At 34.1% G+C, this 10,214-nt stretch carries 11 protein-coding genes; 3 read left to right on the forward strand and 8 right to left on the reverse strand.

What is annotated here, in order from left to right:
* The 7 genes from ACKOWY_RS09865 to ACKOWY_RS09895 form a co-directional block, all read right to left on the reverse strand.
* The coding region (locus ACKOWY_RS09865) for a DNA primase (protein WP_408941277.1) at positions 1-769 on the reverse strand (769 nt) is incomplete at its 3' end.
* Between the two features lie 108 nt (positions 770-877).
* The gene (queA, locus tag ACKOWY_RS09870; protein ID WP_408941278.1) at positions 878-1,927 is read right to left on the reverse strand and encodes a tRNA preQ1(34) S-adenosylmethionine ribosyltransferase-isomerase QueA; all 1,050 of its coding nucleotides are present in this window, start codon (positions 1,925-1,927) and stop codon (positions 878-880) included.
* Positions 1,928-2,077: 150 nt separating this feature from the next.
* A complete protein-coding gene (aroA, locus tag ACKOWY_RS09875) occupies positions 2,078-3,334 on the reverse strand; it encodes a 3-phosphoshikimate 1-carboxyvinyltransferase (protein WP_408941279.1) in 1,257 nt (418 codons plus the stop codon).
* 2 nt (positions 3,335-3,336) lie between these two features.
* The gene (locus ACKOWY_RS09880) at positions 3,337-3,663 is read right to left on the reverse strand and encodes a nucleotide pyrophosphohydrolase (protein WP_408941280.1); all 327 of its coding nucleotides are present in this window, start codon (positions 3,661-3,663) and stop codon (positions 3,337-3,339) included.
* A 2-nt stretch (positions 3,664-3,665) separates the two neighbouring features.
* Positions 3,666-4,118 (reverse strand): D-aminoacyl-tRNA deacylase, encoded by a 453-nt coding sequence (gene dtd, locus ACKOWY_RS09885; RefSeq protein ID WP_408941281.1) that lies wholly within the window; start codon positions 4,116-4,118, stop codon positions 3,666-3,668.
* Between the two features lie 9 nt (positions 4,119-4,127).
* The gene (gene rsgA, locus ACKOWY_RS09890; protein WP_408941282.1) at positions 4,128-5,105 is read right to left on the reverse strand and encodes a ribosome small subunit-dependent GTPase A; all 978 of its coding nucleotides are present in this window, start codon (positions 5,103-5,105) and stop codon (positions 4,128-4,130) included.
* Positions 5,106-5,208: 103 nt separating this feature from the next.
* The gene (locus ACKOWY_RS09895) at positions 5,209-6,291 is read right to left on the reverse strand and encodes a chorismate mutase (protein ID WP_408941283.1); all 1,083 of its coding nucleotides are present in this window, start codon (positions 6,289-6,291) and stop codon (positions 5,209-5,211) included.
* 201 nt (positions 6,292-6,492) lie between these two features.
* Here ACKOWY_RS09895 and gldA point away from each other — a divergent pair, with 201 nt between their 5' ends.
* The 3 genes from gldA to ACKOWY_RS09910 are packed head-to-tail and all read left to right on the forward strand — an operon-like array spanning position 6,493 to position 9,251.
* A complete protein-coding gene (gene gldA / locus ACKOWY_RS09900) occupies positions 6,493-7,392 on the forward strand; it encodes a gliding motility-associated ABC transporter ATP-binding subunit GldA (protein ID WP_408941284.1) in 900 nt (299 codons plus the stop codon).
* A gap of 18 nt (positions 7,393-7,410) precedes the next feature.
* On the forward strand, positions 7,411-8,499 hold the full coding sequence (locus ACKOWY_RS09905) for an acyloxyacyl hydrolase (RefSeq protein WP_408941285.1): 1,089 nt from the start codon (positions 7,411-7,413) through the stop codon (positions 8,497-8,499).
* A gap of 2 nt (positions 8,500-8,501) precedes the next feature.
* A complete protein-coding gene (locus tag ACKOWY_RS09910; RefSeq protein WP_408941286.1) occupies positions 8,502-9,251 on the forward strand; it encodes a head GIN domain-containing protein in 750 nt (249 codons plus the stop codon).
* A 4-nt stretch (positions 9,252-9,255) separates the two neighbouring features.
* Here the strand turns inward: ACKOWY_RS09910 and metF are convergent, their stop codons facing one another.
* The gene (gene metF / locus ACKOWY_RS09915) at positions 9,256-10,212 is read right to left on the reverse strand and encodes a methylenetetrahydrofolate reductase [NAD(P)H] (protein WP_408941287.1); all 957 of its coding nucleotides are present in this window, start codon (positions 10,210-10,212) and stop codon (positions 9,256-9,258) included.
* Between the last annotated feature and the right edge of the window lie 2 nt (positions 10,213-10,214).

Raw genomic sequence — 10,214 nt, forward strand, 5'->3', positions numbered from 1 at the left:
CAATGGCTTGTTTGGCGTGAAAAATTCCATAAAGTACTTTACTCTTGTGGTATATTTCACTTTCGGGTGAATTAAGATATTTGGCAGCTTTTTTATCATTAGTCAAGATTCTTCCACCAAAACCTAAATTTCTACCAGATAAACTTTGAATAGGAAACATAACTCTCCCTTTGAAACGATCAAAATGCTTTCCATCTTCTCTAGTGATGGTCAATCCTACCTTTTCTAAGAACTCTAATTGATACCCTTTTGCTAAGGCTTCTTTGGTAAATGCATCCCAGGATTCGGGCGAATAACCTAACCCGAATTTGGTAATCGTTTCGTTGGTAAAACCTCTCTCTTTAAAATACGACAGCCCTATAGCTTTTCCTTCTTCAGAATTTAAAAGCGTTTCGTTAAAATAAATTTTGGCAAATTCCGTAACCAAATACATGCTTTCCTTTTCATTGGCTTCTATTTTATCATCTTGAGAAACTTCTGTTTCTTCAATTTCAATATTGTATTTATTTGCCAAAAACCGAATAGCTTCTGGATAAGTAAAATGTTCATGTTCCATTAAGAAAGCCACTGAGTTCCCCCCTTTTCCCGAGCTAAAATCTTTCCAAATTTGTTTCACAGGAGAAACCATGAACGAAGGAGAACGCTCATCAGAAAAAGGACTCAAGCCCTTGAAGTTACTACCGGCACGTTTCAACTGAACGAAATCGCCAATAACCTCCTCTACTCGAGCAGCTTCATATACTTTATCAATGGTTTCTTTGGTAATCAATTTTAGGTTCTAAGATTATAGGTTCTAAGTTTTCAAAGTTACATGTTTTTTAAATAAAAATCCCACCTAACGGTGGGACTTTTTATTTATAATTGATGCTTAAATGAGTTATAATATCAACATTGCATCTCCGTAAGAATAGAATTTATATCCTTCTTTGATGGCTTCTTCGTAGGCTTTTTTCATTAAATCGTGTCCACAAAATGCAGAAATCATCATCAACAAAGTTGACTTTGGCGTATGAAAATTAGTAATCATCGCATCTGCAATACTAAAATCATAAGGAGGGAAAATAAATTTATTGGTCCAACCTTGGTATGGGTTTAATGTTCGTTGAGAAGAAACAGAACTTTCAACAGCGCGCATTGATGTAGTTCCTACCACACATACTCTTTTCTTTTTTGCTTTTGCATTATTTACAATATCGCACGCTTCTTGTGTGATTTTTAATTCCTCAGAATCCATTTTGTGTTTCGATAAATCTTCAACCTCAACCGGATTAAAAGTACCTAATCCAACGTGAAGCGTTACTTCGGCAAAATCAATTCCCTTAATTTCTAATCTTTTTAATAAATGTTTAGAAAAGTGCAATCCTGCAGTTGGTGCCGCTACTGCTCCTTCTTCTTTTGCATAAATAGTTTGGTAACGCTCTGCATCTTCTTCTGTTACTTCACGATTGATGTATTTAGGAATTGGCGTTTCACCAAGTTCTGTTAATTTATTTCTAAATTCTTCATAAGATCCATCATAAAGAAAACGTAATGTTCTTCCACGAGAAGTAGTATTATCAATTACCTCAGCAACTAAAGAATCGTCTTCACCAAAGTACAATTTATTACCAATTCTAATTTTTCTAGCAGGATCAACCAAAACATCCCAAAGACGTTGCTCTGCATTTAATTCTCTTAATAAGAAAACCTCAATACGAGCCCCTGTTTTTTCCTTATTTCCATACATTCTTGCAGGGAAAACTTTGGTGTTATTTAAAATCATTACATCCCCATCATCAAAATAATCGATAACATCTTTGAACATTTTATGTTCTATAGTTCCTTTTTTTCTGTCAACAACCATTAAACGAGCTTCGTCACGGTTTTCTGCTGGAAATTCTGCAAGTAATTCTGTTGGGAGATTAAATTGAAAATGAGATAATTTCATTTGTAAAGAGTTTAAGTTTATGATTGTTTCACTTAGATGTATAAATCAAGGTGGCAAATATACGATGGTGAGATAGGCGATGTCAAGTGTTTTGCCTTTTATTTTTTTATTAAGTTGCTTAGGCACCAAGCCTATTAGGTTCCTAGATGATTATATTTCTGCAACTTGAAAACCAAGGGATTTTAAATCACTCCAAAATGCCGGATAGGATTTAGAAACCACTTCTGCATTTGCAAACGTGAGCGGCATTTTTATGGCTAAGGGAGCAAATGCCATAGCCATTCGGTGGTCTTGATAGGTTTTGATATTTGTATCGTGTAATTCGACATTTGGAAACCCTTGTATTGATATCGAATCTTCGGTAATTTGAACCGATGCGCCAAGCGGTGTTAATTCGTTTTTTAAGGCCTCCAAACGATCGGTTTCCTTAATTTTTAAGGTATGCAAACCCGTTAATTTACATTCTATTCCTAAGCCAAAGCAAGTCACAGCAATAGTTTGAGCAATATCGGGAGTACTGTTAAGATGGAAGTTGAAATTATCCGGTTTAAAGTTCGAAATTTTACTGATTGTAATGGAGTTATCAGAATTGAAAACCGTTTCTACACCAAAATTTTCATAGATTTCTACTAAAACAGAATCCCCTTGCAAACTATTTTTCTTGAAATTAGACAAGGTGATTTCGGTGTCAATTTCTGACAAAGCTACAATTGAATAAAAATAAGAAGCAGAAGACCAATCACTTTCAACGTGTATTGATTTTGAACTTTCAATAAATGGTTTGGGAGGTATTTTTATGCTATTATTTACAAAGGAAGTTTCGACTCCAATTTCACCTAACAAATCCAAAGTCATCTGAATATATGGTCTTGATGTGATTGCTCCCTCAAGGGTTAACTCCAATCCGTTTTCAAGCTTGGGGGCTATTAACAACAAGGCAGAAACAAACTGACTGCTCACATTTGCTGGAAGCGAAACCCTACTTTGAATTAGTTTTTTTCCGACAATTTTAATAGGAGGAAAACCCTCTTTTTCAATGTAAGTAATTTCAGCACCAAGTTGATTTAATGCATCAACCAAAATTTGAATGGGTCTTTCTTTCATTCTTGATGAGCCTGTTAAAATAACTTCAACACCCTCTTGAATAGCAAAAAAAGCTGTTAGAAAACGCATTGCCGTACCGGCATGATGCACATCTATAATAAACGATTTTTGATTTTTGATTTTTGATTTTTGAAGTGCTTCAACCATAACTTCCGAATCATCGGAATTTGACGCATTTTCAATAGAAATATTTGGATAAAGTGCCTGCAACAACAACAATCGGTTGGTTTCCGATTTGGATCCCGTGATTGCTATTGTAGCGTTTTGAATTTTGAATTTTGAATTTTGAATTTTCAGATTCACAATTATTTCAGCTTGGAATTATTTTGATGGCGGTCGTGATCGCGATTGGTTTTTAAATCTAACTTTTTATCAAAAGCAGCTTGCAAATCGATGCCTGTTTGATTGGCTAAACAAAGCACTACAAAAACTACATCGGCCAATTCTTCGCCCAAATCTTTATTTTTATCAGATTCTTTTTCGGATTGTTCGCCGTAGCGTCTTGCAATAATACGAGCCACTTCACCTACTTCTTCGGTAAGTTGAGCCATATTGGTTAATTCATTAAAATAACGAACACCGTGATTTTTAATCCAATTGTCTACTTCGAGTTGGGAGTTTTTAAGATCCATAATTATTCTTTATTTTTTGTATCAATTATTATTGTCACAGGTCCGTCATTAAGCAATGCTACTTTCATATCGGCTCCAAACTGTCCGGTTTGCACTTTTTTTTCAATTTCGACTTCCATTTGAGCTATGAATTTTTCATAAATAGGAATAGCAGTTTCGGGCCTTGCTGCTTTTATGTAGGAAGGACGATTTCCTTTTTTGGTGGTAGCATGAAGTGTAAACTGACTCACAATTATCATCTCGCCAGCAACATCCTTCACCGAAAGATTCATGACCTCATTTTCATCACCAAAGATGCGCAGATTGGCAATTTTTGAAACCAACCATTGAATATCTTCTTGGTTATCGGCTTCTTCAATTCCAATTAATATAAGTAATCCTTTTTGAATTTCAGCAACAATATTACTTTCAATGGTTACCGATGCTTGAGTTACTCTTTGAATTACAGCCTTCATAATTTACAATTATTCTCTTGTTTTATCACTAGCAATTCGATCGTCTTTATAAATATCGGTGCGGTAATGTTCGTCATCACCTTCTAATATTTTCAAATAACTATTGTAACGCGTCCAAGAAATTTTATCTTCTTCTAATGCTTTTTTTATGGCGCAATGAGGTTCTTCTTTATGTAGGCAATTATTGAATTTGCATTGGTCTTTTAATTTGAAAAACTCAGGAAAATAACCACTTATTTCCTCTTTTTCCATGTCTACAATTCCAAATCCCTTGATTCCTGGCGTATCAATAATTTTTGCATCAAATGACAAATCATACATTTCAGCAAAAGTAGTGGTATGCTGTCCTTGCTTACTTTGTTCTGAAATGGTTTTTGTTTTCAATAACAAACTTGGTTCTAATGCATTTACTAAAGTCGATTTTCCAACACCAGAATGTCCAGAAAACATGGTGATTTTACCCACCATAAGTTCTTTTAATTGATCAACTCCTTTATTTTGAGTAGAAGAAACTCGAAGGCATTGGTAACCAATTTGCTCATATACATGTTGCATGTAAAGCTGCTCCTCTAAAGTCTCATCGGTTAAGGTGTCAATCTTATTGAAAACCAAAATAGTGGCTATTCCATAAGCTTCCGCAGTGACTAAAAATCGGTCAATAAAACTAAAGGTGGTTGGTGGATTATCGATGGTGATTAAGAGAAAAACATAATCCAAATTGGAAGCAATAATATGCATTTGATGCGATAAGTTCACCGATTTTCGGACAATGTAATTTTTCCTGTCGTGTATATTATGAATCGTACCTGTAGTTACATCTGAAGTTTCATCCAATTCAAAATCTACAATATCTCCAACTGCAATTGGATTGGTACTTTTAATGCCTTTCACCCGAAACTTCCCTTTAATACGACATTCTACAAAGGTCCCGTCTTCCGATTTTACGGTGTACCAACTTCCAGTAGATTTATAAACGAGTCCGGTCATAGACATTAACGATTGATGATTACCGATATTTGATTTTAGAATTAGATTTATGCAAAAATAAGCAATTCAAAAATCAAATATCGTTAATCGACAATCAAAAATCTTATGAATTAAAAATCTTCTCTTGATGTGCAATACTTTCTTGGTGAATGGCTTTAAAAAATTGAACAATAAATTCTTCGCTCAATCCTTTTTGGTTTCCGTCTGAAATCATTTTTTCTAAGACTTCATTCCATCTTTTGTTTTGTAAAACCGCCACATTTTTCTCTTTTTTAAGAGCGCCAATGCTTTCAGCTACTTTCATTCTTTTTCCAATTACTTCCAATAATTTAGAATCAAATTCATCAATTTGCAGACGCAATTTTAACAAATTTTGCTGGTAATCATCGGCATCATCGGTTTCCTTTCGGATAATTAAATTGGAAACAATATCTTTTAATTGCGTTGGAGTAACTTGCTGAGCGGCATCACTCCATGCATTATCTGGGTCAATATGGGTTTCAATAATCATCCCATCATAATTAAGATCAAGTGCCTCTTGGGTAACCTGAAAAATCATATCTCTTTTTCCAGTAATATGGGAAGGATCAATAATAAAAGGCAAATCAGCATATTTATGTTGCATATCGATTGCAATTTGCCATTCGGGATTGTTTCTGTATTTGGTTTTTTCATAAGTAGAAAAACCCCTGTGAATAATTCCGAGTTTCTTAATTCCGGCATTATGCAAACGCTCTACTGCACCAATCCAAAGTGACAAATCGGGATTTACTGGATTTTTCACCAAAACTATTTTATCTGTATTTTGCAAAGCATCGGCAATTTCTTGAACTGCAAAAGGGTTTACAGTAGTTCGAGCGCCAATCCAAAGCACATCAATATCATGCTCTAAAGCCAACTGAACATGGTGCGCATTGGCCACTTCAATTGCCATGAGCAAACCGGTTTCTGCTTTAGCTTTTTGCAACCACTTCAATCCAATTTCCCCTACACCTTCAAAACCTCCTGGGCGTGTTCTTGGCTTCCAAATACCAGCACGAAAAATAGACACATTAGAGCCTTTCAACTCCATAGCAGTTTTTAAAACTTGCTCTTCCGTTTCTGCGCTACAAGGTCCGGCTATTACTAGTGGATGAGATAAATTAAGTTCGCTGATCCAGCTTTTCATTGCTTTTTTGTCTTTCATTTTGCTTGTTGCAAATTCCAAATTATTTTATGGAATGATTTGAAGCAAAATTACTAAACCAATAGCAACTAACACAGAAACAATTGCCAAAACTGAATTAAAATTTTCATAATTATCATAATTCAGCAATTTAGCCGTTATCTACTTTAGGGCTTTAGTATTCCTTTATTAATTATTACATTTGCTTCAAATATCAAATCTATGTCAATAGAAGTTCAAAATATCTCTAAAAGTTATGGCACTCAAAAAGCGCTAGACGATGTTACTTTTTCAGTAAAAAAAGGGGAAATAGTTGGTTTTCTTGGTCCGAATGGCGCCGGAAAATCGACTTTAATGAAAATACTAACGACTTATATTACTGCAGATGAAGGAACGGCATCGGTAAATGGAAACGATGTGAACCTAAACCAAAAAGCGGTACAACTTTCTGTTGGATATTTAGCAGAACACAATCCGTTGTACTTGGATTTGTATGTTAGAGAATATTTGGCATTTAATGCCGATGTATATAAAGTGGCAAAATCAAGAATTGAGGAGGTAATTCAATTAACTGGATTAGCTTCTGAATGCCACAAAAAAATAGGTGAATTATCTAAAGGTTACCGACAAAGGGTAGGTTTAGCGACCGCGCTTTTACACAATCCAGATGTATTAATATTAGACGAACCTACTACAGGATTGGATCCGAATCAATTGGTTGAAATTCGAAATGTGATAAAAAATGTAGGTAAAAACAAAACTGTTTTTCTTTCTACACACATCATGCAAGAAGTGGAAGCCATTTGCGACAGAGTGATCATCATCAATAACGGAAAAATTGTAACCGATAAAAAACTAGATAAATTGGTTTCTGAAATTCAAGAGCAAGTGATTGAGGTTGAATTTGATAAAGCAATTGATGAACGCTTACTTTCCAAATTATCCGAATTAAAATCCAATAAAAATACCCACGATAAAGTTTGGGAACTGACTTTTGAAACAGAAAAAGATTGCCGCCCTTCTGTATTTGACTTTGCGCAAGAGAACGGATTGAAGATTTTACAACTGAACTTAAAAAGTAAAAATCTAGAGGAAATTTTTAGAGAAAAAACCGCAAAATAATGAGTTTACTTTTTTAGGATGAGAAAATTTTGTTTGGTTTTTCTTTTATTATCAATCGTTGTATTTGGTCAAGATAACAAAGATACCAATGCCATAGAAGTTTCTTTATTTCATGGAAATGTAATTCCGCATACGAGCGATTTATATCATTTACAAGGCCATCCTGATGGCATGATGGTAAGCTTACTTAAACAAACTCACGGTAAAGATGAATGGCATTCGGCCTATAATTTTCCGGATTATGGAGTTTATTTCCAATACCAAAATTACAACAACAATTTTCTTGGAAAGTGCTACGGGGTTGGGGCTTTGTATAATTTTTATTTTTTTAATAGACACTTAGAATTAAAAGTTTCTCAGGGAATTGGATATGCTACCAATCCTTACGACAAAGAAAATAACAATAAAAATAAAGCTTTTGGATCTACATTTTTATCCAATACGAATTTTGGATTGCAGTACAAAAAAGAACTTTTAATCGATAAACTTGGGATTCAGGCTGGAGTTTTATTCACGCATTTTTCAAACGGAAGAACCAAAACTCCAAATAGTGGAATCAATACTTTTTTGGTTAATGTGGGGTTAAATTATGATTTTTCAAATTCGAGCAAAAGAACAATAGATACTGCAGCTGTAAAGAAAAACTACAGTGAATCTATAAAATATAATTTTGTTTTAAGAAGTGGATACAATGAAAGTGCTATTATTGGCAGTGGATTATATCCTTTTTATCATGCTTCATTTTTTATAGACAAGCGTTTTAATAGAAAAAGCGCTTTGCAATTTGGAACCGAATTGTTCTTAACTAACTCAATAAAGGATTACATTAAATACATGTCTAATGCTTATCCTGAGATGAATCTAGATCCCAACACCGATTATAAACGGGTAGGATTATTTACTGGATATGAATTGTTTGTCAACAAAATATCTCTAGAAGCACAAGTAGGTTATTACATATATCGACCTTTTAAAGACGATTTAATTGTATATGACAGAATAGGTTTTAAATACCATTTTAACCCAAAAATATATTCTAGTTTCTCTGTAAAAACACATCTATTTTATGCAGAAGCGCTGGAGTTTGGCCTAGGTGTAAGATTATAAAAATGAAAAAAATAGTAGTATTTATTAGTTTTCTTTTGGTTTTCATTTCTTGTGAAAAGCCAAGTGAATGCATTGAGAGTACGGGTGATATTGTTACTAAAATCGTTCCCGTTAATCCGTTTTCACGAATAAAAGTATATCGTGGTATTGCTATTGAAATTACTCAGGGACCAGAATATAAAGTTGAAATAAAATCGGGAAGCAACTTGATTAACAATATTTCGGTTACCCAAAATGACAACCAATTGATATTTACCGATAACACTACTTGCAATTGGCTCAGAGAATACGGACAAACAACCATATACATTACCACGCCCACATTAGAAGAAATTTATTCAAAAACCGAGCGTGACATTCGTTCCAATGGTCTACTCACTTTCCCTACCTTAAAAGTATATTCCATTGATAAAAATGGGGATGGAGAAAGTAGTGCCGGTACCGGAGATTTTTACTTTACGATTAACAACAACTTAATGCAAATTGAAAGTAATAATGTATCTAACTTTTTTATTTCGGGATCCACAAATACGGAAATAATTAATTTTTGGGCAGGAGATAGCAGAATAGATTCTTCCAATTTAACGGCACAAAATATTAGTGTTTTTCATAGGGGATCGAATGATATGTTTGTAAAACCAATACAAAGTATCACCGGAAAAATGTTTAGCACTGGAAATATTATCCTAAAAAATAACCCTCCCATTGTAGAGGTACAGCAATTGTACCAAGGCCATATAATTTACAATTAGTACTTTAAAACACCTTTGTTGCAATAGCTTTAATATTTTCTGCTTTCCCCATAGAGTAATAATGCAATACCGGAATTCCGGCAGCAACCAGCTCTTTACTTTGTTGAATACACCAATCAATTCCAATTTGTTTCACCACATCATTGTCTTTGGCTTTAACCACTTCCATAATCAAATCATCGGGTAATTCAATACTAAATCGATGCGGAATTAAATTGAGTTGCTTCTTGGTAGAAATAGGTTTTAACCCAGGAATAATTGGAATTGTAATTCCTGCCGTTCTACACTTATCTACAAAATCAAAGAACTTTTTATTGTCAAAAAACATTTGAGTGATAATATAATCAGCGCCATTTTTTATTTTCTCTTTCAAAAAATGAATATCACTATCCAAACTTGGAGCTTCCATATGTTTCTCTGGATAACCGGCGACTCCGATGCAAAAATTAGTTTTAGCCGAATTTTTTAAATCTTCATCCAGATAAATTCCCTTATTTAAATTATTGATTTGCAATACCAAATCGGAAGCAAATTCATTTCCTTCTTTTTCGGGTTTGAAATAGGTTTCGTTTTTTAAGGCATCGCCACGAAGCGCTACCACATTATCTATTCCTAGGAAATCCAAATCAATCAAAAGGTTTTCAGTATCCTCTTTCGTAAAACCTCCACACAAAATATGCGGAATGGCATCTACATTGTATTTATTTTGAATAGCAGCACAAATACCCACCGTGCCTGGACGTTTTTTTACAATTTTCTTTTGCAATAATCCGTTTGGCAATTCCTTAAACTCATACTCCTCGCGATGGTAGGTAACATCAATAAACGGGGGATTGAATTCCATTAAAGGGGCAATGCTGTCAAAAATAGACTGAATATTTTGTCCTTTTAAAGGTGGTAAAATCTCAAAGGAAAACAAGGGTCTTCCGTTTGCTTTTGCTATATGTTGGGTTACTTTCATTT

It is taken from the genome of Flavobacterium sp., assembly GCF_046073885.1.
Taxonomy (GTDB): Bacteria; Bacteroidota; Bacteroidia; order Flavobacteriales; family Flavobacteriaceae; genus Flavobacterium.

Bases quoted from the DNA above. Each gene is read 5' to 3' on its own strand.
- ACKOWY_RS09895 (WP_408941283.1), bottom strand. From the start codon at position 6,291: ATGAAAGACAAAAAAGCAATGAAAAGCTGGATCAGCGAACTTAATTTA.
- ACKOWY_RS09880 (WP_408941280.1), bottom strand. From the start codon at position 3,663: ATGGATCTTAAAAACTCCCAACTCGAAGTAGACAATTGGATTAAAAAT.
- ACKOWY_RS09910 (WP_408941286.1), top strand. From the start codon at position 8,502: ATGAAAAAAATAGTAGTATTTATTAGTTTTCTTTTGGTTTTCATTTCT.
- queA (WP_408941278.1), bottom strand. From the start codon at position 1,927: ATGAAATTATCTCATTTTCAATTTAATCTCCCAACAGAATTACTTGCA.
- ACKOWY_RS09905 (WP_408941285.1), top strand. From the start codon at position 7,411: ATGAGAAAATTTTGTTTGGTTTTTCTTTTATTATCAATCGTTGTATTT.
- gldA (WP_408941284.1), top strand. From the start codon at position 6,493: ATGTCAATAGAAGTTCAAAATATCTCTAAAAGTTATGGCACTCAAAAA.
- dtd (WP_408941281.1), bottom strand. From the start codon at position 4,118: ATGAAGGCTGTAATTCAAAGAGTAACTCAAGCATCGGTAACCATTGAA.
- rsgA (WP_408941282.1), bottom strand. From the start codon at position 5,105: ATGACCGGACTCGTTTATAAATCTACTGGAAGTTGGTACACCGTAAAA.
- metF (WP_408941287.1), bottom strand. From the start codon at position 10,212: ATGAAAGTAACCCAACATATAGCAAAAGCAAACGGAAGACCCTTGTTT.